This window comes from Falsiroseomonas sp., from assembly GCF_051859025.1.
Classification (GTDB): Bacteria; Pseudomonadota; Alphaproteobacteria; order Acetobacterales; family Acetobacteraceae; genus Falsiroseomonas.
In genome coordinates, this window is the sequence record NZ_JBHYGL010000013.1 from 88,414 (window position 1) to 108,773 (window position 20,360).

13 protein-coding genes are annotated in these 20,360 nt (G+C 69.0%); 6 read left to right on the forward strand and 7 right to left on the reverse strand.

The window, feature by feature from the left end:
* Positions 1–5: 5 nt before the first annotated feature.
* Complete coding sequence (locus tag ACTIE5_RS14880) at positions 6–836, reverse strand: ABC transporter ATP-binding protein (protein ID WP_439550483.1); 831 nt, start codon at positions 834–836, stop codon at positions 6–8.
* Between the two features lie 252 nt (positions 837–1,088).
* On the opposite strand from ACTIE5_RS14880, the gene ACTIE5_RS14885 reads away from it, so the two are divergent.
* The 5 genes from ACTIE5_RS14885 (at position 1,089) to ACTIE5_RS14905 (ending at position 8,184) form a co-directional block, all read left to right on the forward strand.
* Positions 1,089–2,258 (forward strand): mandelate racemase/muconate lactonizing enzyme family protein, encoded by a 1,170-nt coding sequence (locus tag ACTIE5_RS14885; RefSeq protein ID WP_439550484.1) that lies wholly within the window; start codon positions 1,089–1,091, stop codon positions 2,256–2,258.
* A 109-nt stretch (positions 2,259–2,367) separates the two neighbouring features.
* Complete coding sequence (locus ACTIE5_RS14890; RefSeq protein WP_439550485.1) at positions 2,368–4,302, forward strand: ABC transporter substrate-binding protein; 1,935 nt, start codon at positions 2,368–2,370, stop codon at positions 4,300–4,302.
* A gap of 45 nt (positions 4,303–4,347) precedes the next feature.
* Positions 4,348–5,334: an ABC transporter permease gene (locus tag ACTIE5_RS14895; protein ID WP_439550486.1), complete on the forward strand. Its 987-nt coding sequence runs from the start codon at positions 4,348–4,350 to the stop codon at positions 5,332–5,334.
* 1 nt (position 5,335) lies between these two features.
* Positions 5,336–6,472, forward strand: coding sequence for an ABC transporter permease (locus ACTIE5_RS14900; protein ID WP_439550487.1), 1,137 nt, complete (start codon positions 5,336–5,338; stop codon positions 6,470–6,472).
* Complete coding sequence (locus tag ACTIE5_RS14905; protein WP_439550488.1) at positions 6,469–8,184, forward strand: ABC transporter ATP-binding protein; 1,716 nt, start codon at positions 6,469–6,471, stop codon at positions 8,182–8,184. The genes ACTIE5_RS14900 and ACTIE5_RS14905 overlap by 4 nt, the downstream gene beginning before the upstream one ends.
* Positions 8,185–8,187: 3 nt before the next feature.
* Here the strand turns inward: ACTIE5_RS14905 and ACTIE5_RS14910 are convergent, their stop codons facing one another.
* The 5 genes from ACTIE5_RS14910 to ACTIE5_RS14930 all read right to left on the reverse strand — a co-directional run bounded on the left by ACTIE5_RS14910 (position 8,188) and on the right by ACTIE5_RS14930 (position 17,537).
* A complete protein-coding gene (locus ACTIE5_RS14910; protein ID WP_439550489.1) occupies positions 8,188–11,280 on the reverse strand; it encodes an efflux RND transporter permease subunit in 3,093 nt (1,030 codons plus the stop codon).
* A gap of 3 nt (positions 11,281–11,283) precedes the next feature.
* A complete protein-coding gene (locus ACTIE5_RS14915; protein WP_439550490.1) occupies positions 11,284–14,397 on the reverse strand; it encodes an efflux RND transporter permease subunit in 3,114 nt (1,037 codons plus the stop codon).
* A 12-nt stretch (positions 14,398–14,409) separates the two neighbouring features.
* Positions 14,410–15,768 carry an efflux RND transporter periplasmic adaptor subunit gene (locus ACTIE5_RS14920; RefSeq protein WP_439550491.1) on the reverse strand — a complete coding sequence of 453 codons (1,359 nt, stop codon included), beginning with the start codon at positions 15,766–15,768 and terminating at the stop codon, positions 14,410–14,412.
* Positions 15,765–17,255 (reverse strand): efflux transporter outer membrane subunit, encoded by a 1,491-nt coding sequence (locus tag ACTIE5_RS14925; protein ID WP_439550492.1) that lies wholly within the window; start codon positions 17,253–17,255, stop codon positions 15,765–15,767. Before ACTIE5_RS14925 ends, ACTIE5_RS14920 begins: the two co-directional genes overlap by 4 nt.
* A gap of 156 nt (positions 17,256–17,411) precedes the next feature.
* Complete coding sequence (locus tag ACTIE5_RS14930; RefSeq protein ID WP_439550493.1) at positions 17,412–17,537, reverse strand: hypothetical protein; 126 nt, start codon at positions 17,535–17,537, stop codon at positions 17,412–17,414.
* A gap of 94 nt (positions 17,538–17,631) precedes the next feature.
* On the opposite strand from ACTIE5_RS14930, the gene ACTIE5_RS14935 reads away from it, so the two are divergent.
* Entirely contained in the window at positions 17,632–18,612 is a 981-nt protein-coding gene (locus ACTIE5_RS14935) for a tripartite tricarboxylate transporter substrate binding protein (protein WP_439550494.1), read from the forward strand.
* Between the two features lie 30 nt (positions 18,613–18,642).
* Here the strand turns inward: ACTIE5_RS14935 and ACTIE5_RS14940 are convergent, their stop codons facing one another.
* Positions 18,643–20,232, reverse strand: a complete 1,590-nt coding sequence (locus tag ACTIE5_RS14940; protein WP_439550495.1) for a GMC family oxidoreductase — start codon at positions 20,230–20,232, stop codon at positions 18,643–18,645.
* Between the last annotated feature and the right edge of the window lie 128 nt (positions 20,233–20,360).

Genomic DNA, 20,360 nt, shown 5'->3' on the forward strand with positions numbered 1-20,360 from the left:
TCTCCTCAGGCATAGGCGGGTTCGGGGGCGGGCTGGCGCTTCACGCCGGGGTCGCCATGCAGGGCGTGGCGCAACTCCGCCTCATGCGCGGCGAAGGCCGGGTCGTCGCGCATCGCCGCGCTGCGGTGGTGGCCGAAGCCGATATCGAGGCGATGCACGATCCGCCCCGGCCGCGGCGACATCACCGCCACCATGTCGGACAGGATGATCGCCTCCGAGATCGAATGCGTCACCAGCAGCAGGGTGGCGGATGTCTCCTCCAGGATGCGCAGCAGCTCGAAGTTCAGCGTGGCGCGCGTCAGCTCATCCAGCGCGCCGAAGGGCTCGTCCATCAGCAGGAAGCGCGGCCGCAAGGTCAGCGCGCGGGCGATGGCGGCGCGCTGGCGCATCCCGCCGGAGAGTTCATGCGGATAGGCGCGTTCGAAGCCCCGCAGCCCCACCAGCTCGATCGCCTCCTCTGCGCGCCGGCGGCGCTCCGCCTTGTCGGCGCGTGCCACTTCGAGGCCGAGTTCCACATTCTCCAGCATCCGCCGCCAGGGCAGCAGCACGGATTGCTGGGAGACAAGCGCGAAGCTGCGCGTGGCGCGCGCTTCCGCCGGTGTCATCCCGCCGAGCGTCGCGCTGCCGCCGCTGGGCTGCACGATATCGGCCAGGATGCGCAGCAGCGTGGATTTCCCGCAACCGGAAGCGCCGATCAGCGATGCCCATCCGCCTTCGGGAATGGTCAGCGAACAGGCGGAAAGCGCCTGCGTCACCTCCCGCCCCCGGCGATAGGTTATGGAGAGGTCGCGGATCTCGATGCCACCGCGCGGCGGCGCATCCTGCAGTCTCGCCAAGCATCGCCTCCCCAGGCCCGCGCGTGTCGGGCCGTCCAGTCGTTGCGATCGGGGTGGCTGGCGTGATGGGTGGCGGTTCGCCTCTCGCGGCGTCCGCTTTCCCGTTCCTCGATGGTAAGGCTTTCATGCGGGCTGCGGCGCGGTCAAGCGCCCGATGGGCGACGGTGCGTTGCCCATCCGGCAACGCCGGCCCCTCGCCAGACGCGTCCCGCGGTGCCTAGACTGGCCGCGGGACAAGGGGGGGACAGCGCCATGCGGATCGCGCGACTGCGCAGCTTCATGAGCCGCGACGGCGACCGGCCGCGCGTGATCGTGGCACTCGACACGCAATGCGGCATCATCGGCTGGGGCGAGTGCTACAATCACGGGCCCGACCGCGCCTTGCCGCCGCTGCTCGATTATCTCACGGACATGATCATCGGCGAGGATCCGCGGCGCGTCGAATACCTCACGCTCAAGCTGGTGCAGCAGGCGCGCTTCCCGCCAGGCGCGCTCGGCCTGGCGGCTATCGCCGCCATCGACCAGTGCCTGTGGGACATTGCCGCCAAGGCACTCGGCGTGCCCGTCTACCAGATCCTAGGCGGCGCCATGCGGGATCGCGTACGGGTCTACCAGGGCATCTACACCGCGCCCGATCCCGCCATCGCCCGCGACCGCGTGCAGGAGTTGAACGACCGCTTCGGTCTCACGGCCTTCAAGCTCAGCCCCTATCGCGTCGACATGCACGCGCATCGTTGGGGAGAGGTTGTGCGGGAAGCCGGCGACTACTTCCGCCGGCTGCGAGAGGTCGCGCCGGGCCATTTCGACTTCGCCTTCGACGCCCACGCCAAGATCTTCGAGCCCTGGCAGGCCGTGCAACTCGGCAACGCGCTGGCGCCCTACGACCCCCTGTTCTTCGAGGAGCCGATCAGGCCGGAGCATTTCCCGGCCTGGGGCGAGTTGAAGTCTCGCCTGAACTGCCCGCTCGCCACCGGTGAATCCCTCTACAGCCGCTACGAATTCCTGGCGCTGCTGAACGCGCGGGGCGTGGACATCATCCAGCCCGATGTCTGCGTCGTCGGTGGCGTGGGGGAAATGCGGCGCATCTGGACGCTGGCGGAGGCGCATTACGTCTCGCTGGCGCCGCACAACCCGATGGGCCCGCTGGCGACGGCGGTGAACCTCCACCTCTGCCTGGCCGCGCCCAACTTCAAGATCCTGGAATACCGCTTGCCGCCCGGCATCGACACCCTGCGCAAGGATGGCGACACCGGCAGCTATGTCGTCGATCCCTACCTGCCGGAGGATGGTCACGTGTTGCCCCGCCCGGACCGCCCCGGCTGGGGCGTGGAGGTGGATGAGGAGTACCTGGCGACCGACCGCTATGTGCGGTGGGAGCGGAAGATGCCGCGAAAGCCCGATGGGTCGTGGGGCTACCCGTAGAGGGTTGCGAAGACGAAACCTCGCCGTCATCGAACGTGCTTGAAGGCGCGCGTGGCGCATGCAAGCCTCGCCGCATCCGGGGCAACACCGGGCGGAGGAGGCTGCGGCCATGAAGGATCACGGGGTGGGGCGTCGTGCCCTGTTGCAGGGGGCGGCCGGCATGGCCGTGGCGATGCCCGCGGGCGCGGCGCTGGCCCAGGCGGCGGCGATGGAGGCACCGGATGTCGCGGCGGCCGTGCAGCAGGGGCGCCTGCCGCCCCTCGCGCAGCGCGTCGGCAGCGCGCCGATGGTGGTGACGCCCAACGAGCCGAATGTGCGCTACGGCGGAACGCTGCGCCGCGGCCTGCGCGGCGGGTCCGACCATAACGGCATCCTGCGCCTGATCGGCAACCAGGGCCTGACGCGCTGGAACATGGAATTCACCGATGTGCTGCCTTGCGTCGCGCAGCGCTGGGAAGTCTCCGCGGATTCGAAGGAGTTCATCTTCCACCTGCGGCCTGGCATGCGCTGGTCCGATGGCGCGCCCTTCACGGCGGATGACATCCTTTTCGCCATCAACGACTGCATCCTGAACACGGAACTCTACCGGTCCCCGCCCACGATGTGGGTGATCGATGGCCAGCCTGTGAAGTGCGAGAAGATCAGCGATACGGCGGTGAAGTTCACCTTCGCCGGTCCCTACGGCCTGTTCCTGCAGCAGATGGCCACGCCGCTCGGCCAGCATCCCACGCTGTTCGCGAAGCACTATTGCGGCCGCTTCCACCCGAAATACAACGCGGAGCTCGCGGCGACGCTGCGCCAGGCGAATGTGTCGGACTGGGCGCAACTGTTCCGCCAGCGCTGCGGCGACATCGAGATTCCCTCGCGCTGGGGCAATGCGGAAAAGCCGACGCTCGATCCCTGGGTGGTGGAGGAACCCTACCAGGGCGGTGCCACGCGTGTGACGATGCGGCGCAACCCCTTCTTCTGGCAGGTGGACACTAGCGGCCGCCAGCTGCCCTACATCGATCGCCTGAATTTCCAGGTCTACCAGGACGTGGAGAGCCTGATGCTGGACGTGATCGGCGGGCGGCTCGACCTTCAGGAACGCCACATCGACGTGCTGGCGAACAAGCCTGTGGTCGCGCAGAACATGCAGCGCGGCAACTACCGCATGTTCGACACGATCAATGCCGGCTCCACCAGCATGATGATCTACCCCAACATCACCCACAAGGATCCGAAGATCCGGGAGATGCTGGGCAACAAGGAATTCCGCCAGGCACTGTCGCTGGGCATCAACCGCCCGGAAATCGTGGACATCGTCTATCTCGGCCAGTCCGAGCCCTGGCAGACCGGCCCGCGGCCCACGCATCCCTGGTACCATGAGAAGCTGGCGCGGCAGTTCACCGAACACAACACGCGCGAAGCCAACCGCATCCTGGATCGCATCGGCTACAATCGCCGCGACGGCCAGCGTTTCCGCCTGCGTCCCGATGGCCAGCGCGTCTTCTTCGCGATCGATGTCATCACCGCGCTCTACCCCGACAACAATGACGCGTTGGAACTCATCAAGCGCCATTGGGTGGAGATCGGGATCGATGTGAAGATCAACACCATCGACCGATCTCTCTACTACACGCGCGGCGACAACAACGACCACGACATCGCGGTGTGGCCCGGGCCGGGTGGGCTGGAGCCGATGCTGGACCCCCGCGACTTCTTCGCCATGCACACGCAGGGCACCCGCTATGCCGTGCCCTGGGCCATGTGGTACGCCAGCGGCGGCCGGGACGGGCAGGAACCGCCGGAGCACCAGAAGGAACGCATGCGCCTGTATGACCAGGCGCGTTCCACCGCGGATACGCGGCGCCAGGGCGAGTTGATGAAGCGCGTCTTCGACATCTGCGCCGAGCAGTTCGAATGCATCGGCGTCAACCTGGCGCCGAACCTGTTCGGCGTGGCGCAGAACCGGCTGCGCGGCGTGCCGGGTTCCATGCCCTATAGCTGGTCCTGGCCACATCCGGGGCCGTCCCTGCCGCAGCAATTCTTCTTCACCTCGTAAGGGAAGGGGGCGGGGCCGGCGCGCAGCCGGCCCCGCATCATCCGCATGCTGGCCTATATCCTCCGCCGCCTGGTCTGGATGGTGCCGTCCCTCGTGGCGGTCAGCTTCCTGGCGTTCTTCCTGATCCAACTGCCGCCGGGCGACTACGTCACGACCTATGTCGCGACGCTGGCCGCCTCGAACGAGATCGTGGACCAGCGCACGGCGCAGGAATTGCGCGAACGCTTCGGGCTGGAACAGCCTTTCATCGTGCAGTACTGGAAATGGATCACCGGCATCCTGCTGCGCGGCGATTTCGGCCTGTCCTTCGAATGGCAGCAGCCCGTCTCCGGCCTCATCTGGGAACGCATGGGGCTGACGCTGCTGCTGACGTCATCGACGCTGGCGATGACCTGGGCGATCGCGCTGCCCATCGGCGTGCTCTCCGCCGTGCGGCAATACAGCTTCGTGGACTACTTCTTCACCTTCATCGCCTTCCTCGGCCTGGCAATACCGGGCTTCCTGCTGGCGCTGGTGCTGATGTACGTCGCCGTCGTGCATTTCGGGCAGGATGTCGGCGGATTGTTCAGTGAGGAATACCAGACCGCGCCCTGGTCCTTCGCGAAGTTCGTCGATCTGCTCATGCATCTCTGGGTGCCCGTGGTGATCCTGGCGGTGAACGGCACGGCGGGCCTGGTGCGCGTGATGCGCGCCAATATGCTGGATGAGCTGCACCGCCCCTATGTGACGACCGCGCGCGCCAAGGGACTTTCCGAGATTCGCCTGCTCATCAAGTATCCCGTGCGGCTGGCGATCAATCCGCTGATCTCCACCATCGGCTGGATGCTGCCGCAGCTGATCTCCGGCGCCACCATCGTGGCCGTGGTCATGTCGCTGCCTATCGCCGGCCCGCTGCTGCTGCAGGCGCTGCTGAGTCAGGATATGTACCTGGCCGGCGCCTTCCTGCTGCTGATGTGCACGCTGACCCTGGTGGGCATGCTGCTGTCGGACATCCTGCTGGCGCTGGTCGATCCGCGCATCCGGTACGACTGAGATGAACGTCATCCAGCCCGCCGCGCTGCCCGAGGAACGGGCCATCGACCGCACCGCGGCGGCTTCACAGTGGAAGCTGATGTGGTGGAATTTCCGCCGCCACCGGCTGGCCATGGCCGGCGGGATCATCGTCCTGCTGCTGTACGTCGTCGCGCTGGTGCCGGATTTCCTGGCGACCACTGACCCCGGCAAGCAGAATGCCCGCGCGGTCTTCCACCCGCCCCAGATGATCCAGTTGATCGAGACGACGGAGAATGGCTGGCGCATCCGCCCGCATGTCCAGGCCATGCGGCTGACGCGGGATCGCGTGACGCTGGCGCCGACCTTCACGCCCGATCCCAACCGCAAGATCTATCTCGGCTTCTTCGTCGAGGGCTACGAATACGAACTGCTCGGCCTGTTCACGACCAGCATCCACCTCTTCGGGCCGGAGAACCCGCGCGACAGTGTCTTCCTGTTCGGCGCGGATCGACTGGGGCGCGATGTCTACAGCCGGATGATGAAGGCGGCGCAGACCTCGCTGTTCATCGGCCTGATCGGCGTGTTCCTGTCGCTGGTCATCGGCCTGATCCTCGGCGGTATCTCCGGCTATTACGGTGGGCGGATCGATTTCGTCATCCAGCGCGTGATCGAATTCGTGCTGTCGCTGCCGACCATACCGATCTGGCTGGCGCTGGGTGCCGCGCTGCCTCAGGGCTGGCCGCCGGAACGCATCTACCTCTGCATCACCATCATCCTGTCGCTGGTGGGCTGGGCACAGCTGGCGCGCGTGGTGCGCGGGCGCTTCCTTTCGCTACGGACAGAGGATTTCGTCACCGCCGCGCGGCTCGATGGCGCGTCGGAGAAGCGGATCATCTTCCGCCACATGCTGCCCTCCTTCGCCTCCCACATCATCGCCTCCATCACCCTCGCAATTCCCGCGATGATCCTGGCGGAGACGGCGCTCTCCTTCCTCGGCCTGGGCCTGCAGCCACCCGTCATCTCCTGGGGCGTACTGCTGCGGGAGGCGCAGAACATCCGCTCCATCGCGACGGCGCCCTGGCTCTTCGCACCCGGCGGCGCGGTGGTGATCGCGGTGCTGGCCTTGAACTTCCTCGGCGATGGATTGCGCGACGCGGCGGACCCCTATCAGAAATGACCGAAACCGCCCCCGTGGTCGAGGTCCGCGACCTCCACGTCTCCTTCCCCACCCGCACCGGCCTGGTGCGCGCGGTGGACGGCGTTTCCTTCTCCCTCGCCAAGGGCCTCACTACCTGTGTCGTCGGCGAAAGCGGCTCCGGCAAGTCCGTCACGGCGCGCGCCATCCTGCAGATCGTCGATCCGCCGGGCCGCATCACCGGCGGGCAGATCCTGTTCCACCGCAAGGATGGATCGACCCTCGACCTCGCCGCCATGGACCCGCGCGGCCGCGCGATCCGCGATCTTCGCGGCGACGAGATCGCGATGATCTTCCAGGAGCCGATGTCCTCCCTCTCCCCCGTCCACAAGGTGGGGGACCAGGTTGGGGAGGCGGTTCGCCTGCATCTCGGCCTGTCCCGCAAGCAGGCGCGCGAACGAGCGATCGAATTGCTGGCGTCGGTCGAGATTCCCGACCCACATCGCGCGGTGGACCGCTACACCTTCGAATTCTCCGGCGGCATGCGTCAGCGCGTGATGATCGCGATGGCGCTGGCCTGCGATCCGGCCGTGCTGATCGCGGATGAACCGACCACGGCGCTGGACGTGACCACGCAGGCGGAGATCCTGGACCTCATCGGCCGCCTGCAGCAGCAGCGCGGCATGACGGTGATGTTCATCACGCACGACATGGGCGTGGTGGCGGAGATCGCGCATGATGTCGTCGTGATGGAGCGCGGGCGCGTGCGCGAAAGCGGGCCGGTGCGCAGCCTCTTCGCCTCGCCGCGGGATGCCTATACGCGCATGCTGCTGGGCAATGTCACCAAGCTCGAACGCCCTTCCGACATCCGCCTGAAGCGCGTGGAACCGGCGGTGCTGCCGCCGCCCATCCTGCGGATCGAGAACCTCTCGATGATCTTCCCCATCGTGAAGGGCGTGATGCGGAAGAAGGTAGGCGAGGTGCGCGCCGTCGATGGCGTAACGCTGGAGGTGAGGCCCGGGGAGACGCTGGGCGTCGTCGGTGAAAGCGGCTCCGGCAAGACCTCACTCGGCCGCTGCATCCTGCGCGTCACGGACCCGACAGGCGGTGCCATCCACTATCGGCGTGAGGACGGGACGGAGATCGACCTGGCGAAGGCCGAGGGCGAGACGCTGCGCGCCGCGCGGCGGGAAATCCGCATGGTCTTCCAGGACCCCTTCGCCAGCCTGAACCCCCGCATGACGGTGGCGCAGATTGTCGGCGAACCGCTGCTGGTCAACGGCCTCGCGCGTGGCGGAGAACTCCGCGATCGCGTCTCCGCCCTGCTGGAACGCGTGGGCATCGAGCCCGGCTGGGCGGAACGCTACCCCCACGCCTTCTCCGGCGGCCAGCGCCAGCGCATCTGCATCGCCCGCGCCCTCGCCCTCAAGCCCCGCGTGATCGTGGCGGATGAGGCGACGGCGGCGCTCGACGTCTCGCTACGCGCGCGGATGCTGGATCTGCTGCTGGACCTGCAGGATGAACTCAACCTCGCCTATGTCTTCATCAGCCACGATATCAGCGTCATCCGCTACATGTGCGACCGCGTGGCGGTGATGCATCGGGGCAAGGTGGTGGAGACGGGGGAGGCCGCCCAGGTCTGCGACAACCCGACGCACGCCTATACCAAGGCGCTGCTGTCGGCCGTGCCGCGGCCGGACCCGGAGGCGCGGCGCATCCACCTCCGCCACCGCTACGTCGCGGCGGCGGAGTAGAGCTCAGGCCCGCGCCGTCAGCGCCGGCAGCTTCGCCCGCCGCGCCACCGCCAGGCGTTCCAGCCCCAGATAGACGGCAGGGGTGGTGTACAGCGTCAGAAGCTGGGACAGGATCAGCCCGCCGATGATGGTGATGCCGAGTGGCTGGCGAAGCTCCGCGCCCGGTCCCGTCGCGAAGGCCAGCGGCAGCGCGCCGAACAGCGCGGCCAGCGTCGTCATCAGGATGGGGCGGAAGCGTTCGCGGCAGGCTTCCAGGATCGCGACCATGCCGCCCTCGCCACCCTCCCGCTCATGCTCCAGCGCGAAATCCACCATCATGATCGCGTTCTTCTTCACGATGCCCATCAGCAGGATCACGCCGATCAACGCGATGATGGTGAAGGGCGTGTTCGTCGCCAGCAGGGCCAGCAGCGCACCTACGCCGGCCGTCGGCAGGGTGGAGATGATGGTCAGCGGGTGGATCAGGCTTTCGTAGAGCACGCCGAGAACGATGTAGATCGCGACCAGCGCGGCCAGGATCAGCAGGGGCAGGCCGCTCTGGAAATTCTGGAAGGCGCGGGCATTGCCGGCGAATTCGCCGCGGATGGAGCCGGGCATCTGGATGTCCAGCACCGCGCGTTCCACCAGCGCCGCCGCCTGGCCGAGTGTCGCGCCCTCGCCGAGGTTGAAGCTGATGGTGGCGGCCGGGAAGAGCCCCTGATGGGTGATGGACCGCGGCGCCACCGTGCGTTCCAGTCGTACCAGCGACCCCAGCGGCACCGGCCCTGCGGCACCCGGCACGAAGATGCGGGCCAGGCTGTCCGGGCTTTCCGTCAGCACCGGATCGACTTCCAGGATGACGCGATACTGGTTGCGCGCGCGGTAGATGGTGGAGACCTGGCGCTGCGCGAAGGCGTTGTTCAGCGCGCCGCCGAGCGCGGAGACGGAAACGCCGAGCCGCGCCGCCGCATCGCGATCGATGACGAGGCGGGAGACGAGCCCCGTGCGCTGCTGGTCGGAGGACACATCCGCGACCTGCGGCACGGTGCGCAATTGCTGCACCAGCCGCTCGCTCCAGATGCCCAGTTCCTCGAGGTCCGGCGTCAGCAGCACATACTGGTAGGACCCGCTGGTCGATCGCCCGCCGATGTTGATGTCCTGTACGGGCCGCATGAAGGTCTGCAAACCGACGATGCGCGCGAGTGGTGCGCGCAGCCGCGCGATCACGCCATCCGCATTCAGCCCGCCGCGGTCCTCCTTCGGCTTCAGCGCCACCTGGATGCGGATGTTGCTGGAACTGCCGAAGAAGCCGCCGCCGCCGACGGAGGCGGATGCGCTTTCCACCGCCGGATCGGCGCGCAGCACTTCCATCAACCGCTGCTGGTAGACCACCATCTGCTGGAAGGAGGTATCCGGCTGCGCCTGCGCCGATCCCTGCAACAGGTTCGAATCCTGCGTCGGGATGAAGCCCTTGGGCACGACGGTGTAGAGCCACACCGTCAGCACGACCAGGCCGATGTTGAACAGCCAGGTCAGCACCCGGAAGCGCAGCACCACCACCAGGCTTCGCATGTAGCCGCGGATGATCCAGTCCAGCGTCGCCTCGATGGCGCGGCCGATCCGCCCTTCCGGCTTCGGCTCCGCGCGCGCCAGGTGGGCAGCCATCATCGGCGTGACGGTCAGCGACACGATGGCGGAGATGGCGACGGCGATGGACAAGGTCGCCGCGAATTCGCGGAACATGCGGCCGACGATCCCGCCCAGGAACAGCAGCGGGATGAAGACCGCGATCAGCGACAGGCTCATCGACACCACGGTGAAGCCGATCTGGCGTGCGCCCTCGATCGCCGCCCGCATCGGGCGCATGCCGCGTTCCTTCATCCGCGCCATGTTCTCGATCATCACGATGGCATCGTCCACGACGAAGCCGACGGAGATGGTGAGTGCCATGAGGGAGAGGTTGTTCAGCGAATACCCTACCATCCACATCACGCCGAGCGTGCCGAGCAGCGATAGCGGTACCGCGATGCCGGCGGCGAACAGGGCGGATGGCTTGCGCAGGAAGACCGCCACCACCAGCACCACCAGGACGATGCTGATGATCAGCGTGTGCTGCACTTCCGCGACGGAAGCGCGGATGGTCTCCGACCGGTCGCGCATGATCGTCACGTCGACGCCGGCCGGCATCCAGCGCTTCAGGTCGGGCAGCAGCGCGCGGATGCCGTCCACCACCTCCAGCACATTGGCGTCGGCCTGCTTGAAGATGGTGAGGATGACGGCGGGCTGGCCGTTGAAGGAACCGGATTGCCGGCGGTCCCGCGCACCCTGCTCGACGCGCGCGATGGAATCCAGCCGCACCATCGCGCCATTCGCCTGGCGCACGATGATGGCGCCGAATTCCGCGGCTTCCTGCAAGCGGTCGTTCACGCTGATGGCGGCGGATTGGTAGGGACCTTCCAGCATCCCCGTTGCCTGGGTCACGTTCGCCGTCGTGATGGCGGTGCGGATCTGGTCCAGCGAGACACCCGCCGCCGTCGCGGCCGCGGGATCGACGGCGACGCGGATCGCTGGCTGCTCGGCGCCCGCGATGTTCACCTGAGCCGTGCCATCCACCTGCGACAGGCGCGGCACCACCACGCTGTCCGCCGCGTCATACAACTGGCCTGGCGTCAGCGTGCTCGATGTCAGGGCCAGGATCAGCACCGGCGCGTCGCCGGGATTCAGCTTGCGGAACGTGGGCGTGTTCGTCAGGCCGGATGGCAGATCCGACATCGCCGCGTTGATCGCCGCCTGCACGTCCCGCGCGGCGGAGGCGATGGGCCGGCTGAGGTCGAACTGCACGATGACGGTCGCGCTGCCGAGGCTGGAGGTGGAGGTCAGCTCCGTCACGCCGGGGATCTCGCCCAGCCTTCGCTCCAGCGGCGCGGCGACCGAGGACGCCATGATGGCGGGATCGGCGCCGGGCTGGCTGGCGCTGACGGCGATGGTCGGGAAATCCACCCGCGGCAGCGGCGCGACGGGCAGGCTGAAATAGGCCACGAGCCCTGCCAGCGCGAGGCCGATGGCCATCAGCGTCGTGCCGATGGGCCGCGCGATGAAGGGGGCGGAGATCGACACGCGCTATTCCGCCGCCGCCGACGCCGCACCCCGGAAGCGCCGCCCGACCCAGGCGCGCAGATCCTCCAGCGCCAGGTAGATGACGGGCGTGGTGTAGAGCGTGATGACCTGGCTCAGCAGCAGCCCGCCGATGACGGAAACGCCGAGTGGCAGCCGCAACTCCGACCCCGCGCCATGGCCCAGCACCAGCGGCACTGCGCCGAGCAGCGCCGCCATCGTCGTCATCATGATGGGCCGGAACCGCAGCAGGCAGGCTTCCCGGATCGCGTCACGGGGCGACATGCCGTGGTCCCGCTGCGCCTCCAGCGCGAAGTCGATCATCATGATCGCGTTCTTCTTCACGATGCCCATCAGCAGCACGATGCCGATCAGCCCGAGCACCGACAGGTCCAGCCCGACCATCATCAGCCCCAGCAGCGCGCCGATGCCGGCGGAGGGCAGGGTGGAGAGGATGGTGATGGGGTGTACGACGCTTTCGTAGAGCACGCCGAGCACGATGTAGATGACGATGACGGCGGCCAGGATCAGCCAGCCCTGGCCGGCCAGCGAACGGTCGAATTCCGCCGCATCGCCGCCGAAGCTGCCCTGCATCGTATCCGGCATGCCCATCCTCGCCTGCATCCCGCGGATGGCGGTGACGGCCTGGCCGAGCGAGGCGCCGTGGGCCAGGTTGAAGCTGAAGGTCACGGCCGGGAACTGGTCCTGCCGCGTGATGGTCAGCGGCCCGCTGCCGCGCGTGATGGTCGCGATTTCCGCCAGCGGGACCTGCGCGGCGATGCCGTTCGTCACGGTCCCCGGCACGCGCAGCATGCCGATGGCGGCGGGGTCGTTCATCTGGCGGGGATCGGCTTCCAGCACCACGCGATACTGGTTCGCCTGGCCGTAGATGGTGGAGATCTGCCGCTGGCCCAGCGCGTCATACAGCGCGTCATCCACCGCCTGCATGGTGACACCGAGGCGCGCGGCGCGGGCGCGGTCCACCTGCACCTGGATGCGCAGCCCATCGTCGCGCTGGTCGGACGCCACGTCCCGCAGTTGCGGCAGACCGCGCAAACCCTCCAGCAGCCTTGGCGCCCAGGCGCGCAGCTCGTCCGCCGCCGTGTCGGTCAGCGTGTACTGGTATTGCGTGCTGGATGGCCGCGTGCCGATCTGGATGTCCTGCACGGGCTGGAGATAGGCGACCACGCCGGGGATCATGGCGATCTGCGGCGACAGCCGCGCGATCACGGCGGAGACATCGTCGCTGCGTTCCGCCCGCGGCCGCAGCACCGCCACCACGCGGCCGGTATTCTGCGCCGCATTCACCGTGCCCGCGCCGGCGACGGAAGCGACGGAGACGATCTCCGGGTCCCGCGCCACCACCTCCGCCACCTCCCGCTGCAACGCCGTCATGCGGGCGAAGGAGACATCCTGCGGGGCCTCCGTCGTGATGGTGATGATCCCGGTATCCTGCAGCGGCAGGAACCCCTTCGGCATCACGATGTAGAGCCACACCGTCCCGCCCAGCGTCGCGACGGCGACCGCCAGCATCAGCCCCTCTCGCGCCAGGGCCCAGTCCAGCGTGCGGGCATAGAGGCGGCGGAGCCATTCGAAGCCAGCCTCGAAGGCGCGGTTGACGATGCCGGGCTTCTCCTCCGCCTGCGGCCGCAGCAGCAGGCCGCACATCATCGGCGTCAGCGTCAGCGACACGATCATGGAGACGATGACGGAGATGGTCAGCACGATGGCGAATTCGCGGAACAGCCGCCCCACCACCCCATCCATGAACAGCAGCGGGATGAACACCGCCACCAGCGACACGGTGAGGGAGACGATGGTGAAGCCGATCTGCTTCGCGCCCTCGAACGCCGCATCCAGCGGCTTCTTGCCGCCCTCGATCAGTCGGACGATGTTCTCGATCATGACGATCGCATCATCCACCACGAAGCCCGTCGCGATGGTCAGCGCCATGAGGGAGAGGTTGTCGAGGGAATAGCCGCACAGCGCCATCACCCCGAAGGTGCCGATGATGGAAAGCGGCAGCGCCACGCCCGGCACCAGCGTCGCCCGGCCGCTGCGCAGGAACAGGTAGATCACCGCGACCACCAGCACGACTGACAGCACCAGCGTGAACTGCACCTCCTCCACCGAGGCGCGGATGGTTTCCGTGCGGTCGGAGACGATGGAAAGCTGTACGCCGGCGGGCAGGGCGCGTTCCAGATTGGCCAGCTGCGTGCGCACCAGTTCCACGGTGCGGACGATGTTGGCGCCGGGCTGGCGCTGCACGTCGATCAGCACGGCGCGCTGGCCGTTGTACCAGGCGGCCGTCAGCGTGTTCTCCAGATCCTCCACCGCCGCGCCCACGTCGCGCAGCCGCACCGGTGCTTCGTCCCGCCAGGCGATGATGAGGTCGTTGAAGGCGGCGGGTGTCGAGATCTGGTCATTCGCCATGATGGCGGAGGCCTGCTGCGGCCCGTCGATCGATCCCTTCGGCCCCGCCACATTGGCGGCGGCGACTGCAGTGCGCACCGTGGACAGGCCGATGCCATAGGCGGCCAGCCGCTGCGGATCGACCTGCAACCGCACCGCGGGCCGCATGTTGCCCTGCACCGCCACGCGCCCCACGCCCGTCACCTGCGAGAGCCGTTGCGCCAGCAGCGTGTCCACCACGTCGGACAGCCGCGCGGTCGGCAAGGTCTCCGACGTCAGGGCCAGCGTCATGATCGGCGGGTCCGCCGGGTTCACCTTCTGGTAGGTCGGCGGATAGGGAAGGTTGGAGGGCAGCGTGCCGCGCGCCGCGTTGATGGCGGATTGCACATCCTGCGCGGCATCGTCGATGTCCCGCCCCAGATTGAATTGCAGGGTGATGCGGGACACCGATGGCCCGCTGACGGACACCATTTCCGCCAGCCCCGCGATCTGCGCCAATTGCCGTTCCAGCGACGCCGTCACCAGCACCGCCACCGTATCGGGCGAGGCACCGGGCAATTGCGTCGTCACCTGGATGGTCGGGAAATCGACCTCCGGCAGGGATGACACGGGCAGGCGCAGATAGCCGTAGGCGCCGGCCAGCAGCACTGCCACCGCCAGCAGGAAGGTCGCGATGGGCCTCGCGATGAAGGGGGCGGAGATGTTCATGCGCGTGCCCCGTCAGGGCCGCGCGGGTGCTGTGGCAGGCGGGGGCGCGGGGGCCTCTGCCGGCGTGGGCGCTGGCGGCCGGCGGCGCGCCTGCGGTACGGAAGGCGGCGGCCGCACGGGTTCCGCCACCTGTACCAGGCTGCCATTCACCAACCGCAGCGCGCCCGATGTCACCGCCCGTTCGCCGACGCGCATCCCCGCCAGCACCACTGCCTGGCTGCCCGCGATGGTGCCGAGCGTGATGTTCCGCTGCTCCACGGTGTTGTCGTCCCGCACCACGAAGGCGTAGGGCCCCTGCGGCCCGCGCTGCACGGCCACCAGCGGCAGCACCGTCACGCCCCGCAGCACCGCCACCTGGATGCGCGTGTTCACGAAGGCCCCGGGCCAGAGGCGCTGGTCCTCATTCGGGAAGGTCGCCTTGACGCGGATGGTGCCCGTTGTCTGGTCCACCTGGTTGTCGATGGTGACGACCTGCCCGATCGGGTTCGGCGGCGCGGGCGTGCCATCCAGCCGCGGCGGCGCATTCTCCGCCAGCCGAGCCTCCACCGGCACCGGCCCGGCCGCCAGCGCCTGCATCACCTGCGGCAGGGTCTGCTGCGGCAGGGTGAAGTTCACCGTGATGGGCCGCAACTGCGTCACCACCACGATACCCGACGTGGTGCTGCTGGAGACGAGGTTGCCGAGGTCCACCTGCCGCAGGCCGACGCGGCCCTCGATCGGCGACCGGATCGTGGCGAAATCCAGCTGCGTGCGGGCGCTGTCGATGGTGGCCTGGTCGAACTGCACCTGCGCTTCCAGCTGCGCCACCTGGGCGCGCTGCGTATCGACAATCTGCTGGGACGTGCCGTTGCTGCGCAGCAATTGCTGGTAGCGCGTCAGGTCCAGCCGCGCATTGGCCAGCTGCGCCTCCCGCTGCGCCTTGGTGGCGATGGCCTGGTCGAGGCTGGCCTGGAGGCTGCGCGGATCGATGCGCAGCAGCACATCCCCCGCCTTGACCTCCTGCCCCTCCCGGAACGCGATTTCCGTGATGCGGCCGGATACCTGCGGCACGACGGTGATGGTGTTGTAGGCCTGCACGGTGCCCAGCGCGTCGAGCAGGATGGGCAGGTCCTCCACCGTCGCGGCGGCGGCGGTCACGGGAATGGCCGGCGCCGGCCCGCCTGCGCGGCGGACGCCGGGCTGGCCGGGCGGCGGTGGCGCCTGCACCGCCGGCGCGAAGGGCGGCAGGCCCGCCTGCCAGGCGTAGAAGGCCCCCCCGCCGATCGCGACCAGCCCCGCCAGCAGCCAGGGCCAGCGGCGCCGGCGGGGGGCGACCGGTGTGGCGAGCTTCGTTTCCGCGGGCTGGGGCGGGGTCTTCGGGACTTCGTTCATCGGCTTGGGCTGCCTCCGGCGGCTGGGCCGCCCCATCCAGATGGCGTGGCCGCCACATCCTCAACAGTCCAGCCGCCGCCGAGGGCGGTGAACAGTGCGGCAGCGGCTTGCAGGCGGCTGGCCTGCGCCTGGGCCAGCGCGGTGCGGGCGGAGAACAGGCTGGTCTGCACGTTCAGCACCGTCAGCAGATCGACCGTGCCGGCGCGCAGCTGCGCCTCCGCGATGTCATAGGCGCGCTGCGCGGCATCGACGCGCACGCGTTGCAGTTCGACAAGCTCCGTCGCCCAGCGCAACGCGGAAAGGCTGGCCTCCGTATCCTCCAGCGCCGCCAGGATCGCCCGCTGGTAATTGGCCAGCAATTCCTCTCGCCTGGCGCGGAACTGGTCCACCTGGGCGCGCAGCGCGCCGCCATCGAAGATCGGTGCGGTCAGCCCGGCCGCCAGGCTATACAGGGTCGATCCCGGCCGCAGCAGCAGGTCCAGCGCCGTGGCGCTGACGCCGCCGCGCCCGGTCAGCGCGATGGTCGGGAACAGCGCGGCCCGCGCCGCGGCCAGGTTGGCGTTGGCGGTGAGCAGGTTCGCCTCCGCCAGCTGCACATCGGGGCGGCGGGCGAGGACTTCGGAGGGCAGACCCGCCGGCACCGACGGCACGCTGATGGCGCCGATGCGCAGCCCGTCCACCACCATCTCCCCCGGTATGGTCCCGGTCAGCGTGCCCAGCGCCAGCGCGTTCTGCTCCGCGGATTGCTGCAGCGGCGGGATGGCGGCGCGCTGCTGCGCCACCACCGTCTCCTGCTGCGCCACATCGAGCCCCGTGGCCGTGCCGGCGGCGATGCGGCTGCGCAGGATGCCGAGGTTGCGGGTCGCGACCTCCAGGTTGCCGCGCTGGATCTCCAGCTGTTCCCGCGCGCCGACCACGCTGAACAGCGCCGTGGCAACGGCCGATTGGGTGGACAGGGCCGTGACGCCGACGGCGTAGCGCGCCGCCTGGGCGCTGGACCGCGCGGCTTCCAGCGCCGCCTGGTTGCGACCCCAGAAATCGACCTCGTAGCTGGCGGAAAGCGTGGCACCGACGCTGTTGGTGGCGCGGCCGGGGGTGCCGGGGTTGCGGTTGCCGGATCGGGACCGCCCGCCCGACAAATCCCCGTCCAGCGCCGGCAGCAGGGAGGCGCCGCTGATCCGCACCTGCGCATCCGCCTGCCGTACCCTTGCATTCGCGGCCGCGAGGTCGAGGTTGCCGGCCATGGCGGCGCGCATCAGCGCATCCAGCGGCGGCGCGCCGAATGCCTGCCACCAGGCCGCACCCGGCCATTGCATCGGCACCGGTGCCGCTTCGGTTGGCGCGCCGCGGCTGAACAGCACGGGCAGGCGCAGGCCGGAGGAAGCGGGCTCGATCCGCGGCGCACAGCCGGCGGTCACGGCCAAGGCGGGCACGGCCAGGGCGGCCAAAGCGAGGCGGCGGCTGGTGGGGGGCGGGGGGGCTGTCATCTCGCCCCCAGGATACGCGTTCTGGCGGCCGGGGGCAGGCAGCATGGGAAGGATCGGCATCCCCCCTGGTGTCGCGCGCCCATCCCCCCGGCGCCAGCTTCCTTTGGCAACGAAGCGTTGCGGCGTGGTATCGGCGCCGGGTTCCCGGCTGGTGCCTCACAGCATCGCGACGCGCCCCGTCGGCAGGTCGTCGATCCCGCCTGTCACCTTCGGCGAACCCGCCGCGACAAATGCCGAGAGGATGGGGCTGGCGGTTTCCAGCCGGCACGCGGCGTGCCGCATTGCTGTTTCTGGCGCCGCCACAGATGGTTGACATCTACAACCATTCCGCCCGACCATCGCCCCAATGGGGCCGATGAGCCCGGAGGAAACGCCCATGACCGTCACCCGCCGCATCGCCCTTCTGGGCGCCGGGGCAGCCCTTGCCACGCCGCTGGCCAGCCCCGCGCTGGCCCAGGCCGGCTTCCCCAACCGCACCATCCGCCTGATCGTGCCCTGGGCGCCGGGGGGCACGACCGACGTGGTCTTCCGCGTGCTGGCCACGGCGGCCACGCGCGAACTCGGCCAGAATGTGGTGGTGGAGAACCGCGGCGGCGCCGGTGGCGTGCTGGGCGCGCAGTTCCTGGCCTCCACCCAGGCGAGGCCCGATGGCTACACGCTGTCGCAATCCCACATGGGCACGATCCGCCAGCCCTTCATGCGGCGCAGCCTGTCCTACGACCCCGTCAACGACATCACCTACATCATCCGCCTGTCCGGCTACATGTTCGGCATGGTGGTGAAGGCCAGCAGCCCCTGGCGGGACTGGGCCAGCTTCGCCGCCCATGCCCGCGCCAATCCGGACCGCCTGACGCATGGCAGTTCCGGCGTGGGGTCGGATGGCCACGTCTTCTCCCACATCGTCTTCGACAGCGCGGGCATGAAGTTGCAGCACGTGCCTTTCCGCGGCATCGCGGATGCGCTGACCGCGCTGCATGCCGGGCAGATCGATTGCGTCGGCGACGGTTCCGGCTGGGCGCCGGGTGTGGAAAGCGGTGATTTCCGCCTGCTGAATGTCTGGACGGAGGAACGGTCCCCCCGCTTCCCGGCGGCGCCGACGCTGAAGGAGCTCGGCATGAACATGGCCTTCACCGCGCCCTTCGGCGTCTCGGGCCCCAAGGGCATGGACCCCGGCATCGTCCGCGTGCTGCACGACGCCTTCCACAAGGCGCTGATGGACCCGGCGCATCTGGAGATCATGCGCCGCTACGACCTGCCCATGGGCTACATGAACACTGCCGACTACACCGCCTTCATCCGCGGGGAGGCGCAGAAGGAACGCGACCTGGTCGCCCGGCTGGGCCTCGTCGTCGAATAGGGTGGGGGAGGGGGCGCCGGCCCCCTCTCTTCAAGCCCCGACCCTGAGGAGGAAATCGGCGCAGCGCTCGCCGATCATCACCGCGGCCGCGTTGGTGTTGCCGCTGACCAGCGTCGGCATGACGGAGGCATCGGCCACCCGCAGCCGCGGCACGCCATGGACCCGCAGCTGCGGGTCCACCACCGCCATCCCGTCGCGCCCCATGCGGCAGGTGCCGACGGGGTGGAAGACGGTCTTGGCCACCGTCCGCGCATGGTCCGCCAGCACGTCATCCGATACGTCCTCGGCGGCGGAGGGCAGGATCTCCCGCTCGATGATCCGGGCAAGCGAGGGCGCCCGCAGGATGCGCCGCGACAGCTTCACGCCGCGCACCAGCGTGGCGATGTCCTCCTCCGTCCCCAGCGCATTTGTCCGCAGCACCACGGGGTCCTGCACCGAGGCGCTGCGCAGCCGCACCGTGCCGCGCGATGTCGGCCGCAGGATGCAGGGGTTGATGGTGATGCCGTGGCCGGGCGGCGCGGGGCGGTGCACATCCCCCACCAGCGTCGGCGTCAGGTGGATCTGCACATCGGGCCGCCCGGCGCCGCCGGTATCCACGAAGGCCCCGGCCTCCACGATGTTGGATGACAGCAGCCCGGACCGGGTCAGGATGTATTCCAGCCCGTGCCGGATGGACCGCCAGCCGCGATCATGCCCCAGCAGGCTCACGGCTTCCCGCGTCTGGCCATAGACGGGGGCGGAGATGTGGTCCTGGTAGTTCTCCCCCACCCCCGGCAGGTCCCGCCGCAGATCGATGCCGTGCTCCGCCAGATGCGCCGCCGGCCCGATGCCTGACAACTGCAGCACCTTGGGCGACCCGATCCCCCCGGCGCAGAGGATCACTTCCTCCCGCGCCGCGGCCTGGTGCGTGCCGCCATCGGGGGTACGGAAGCGCACGCCGGTAGCGGCCCCGTTCTCGACCGTGATCGCCTCGATCGTCGCTTCCGTGCGGATCGTCAAATTCGGCCGGCCCCGCACGCTGGCGAGGTAGGTGGCCGCCGTGCTGCCGCGCCGCCCTTCCATCGTCGTCGTCTGGAAGAAGCCGGCCCCTTCCTGCCTGGCCCCGTTGAAGTCATCGGTGTAGGGCACGCCCGCTTCCTGGGCCGCGCGGATGAAGGCGTAGCTCAGGGGATGGCGATGCCTGGTGTCGGAGACGCGGAGCATCCCCTCCGTCCCGTGCCAGGGGCCGGCCAGGCGCTGGTTCGCCTCCGCGCGCCGGAACACCGGCAGCACATCCTCCCACCCCCAGCCCTCCGCACCCTGCTCGGCCCAGTGGTCGTAATCCTCGTGCTGGCCGCGGATGTAGATCATGGCATTAACGGAGGACCCGCCGCCGAGCGTGCGGCCCTGCGGCACATGCATCGGCCTTCCCTTCAGCCCCGGCTCATCCTCCGACCGGTACATCCAGGTGCGGTGGGACCCGATGACGCGGACGAAGGTGCCGGGGATGTGGATGAAGGGGTGGTTGTCCGGCTTGCCCGCTTCCAGCAGCAGCACGCCCTTGCCGGCAGCCACCAGGCGCTGGGTGATGACGCAGCCGGCGGAGCCGCCGCCGATGACGATGTAGTCATAGCCCTGCACGGACCGGTTCCCCCTCGATGCCGCGGGGTGGCCGCGGCCTTTCGGGAAGGCTAGCCGTGATCGTTGACAGAGACAACCAATCCGGCGGGGTCTCAGGGGGGGTGCCGGTGCGTTTCGCCCGGCCGGGG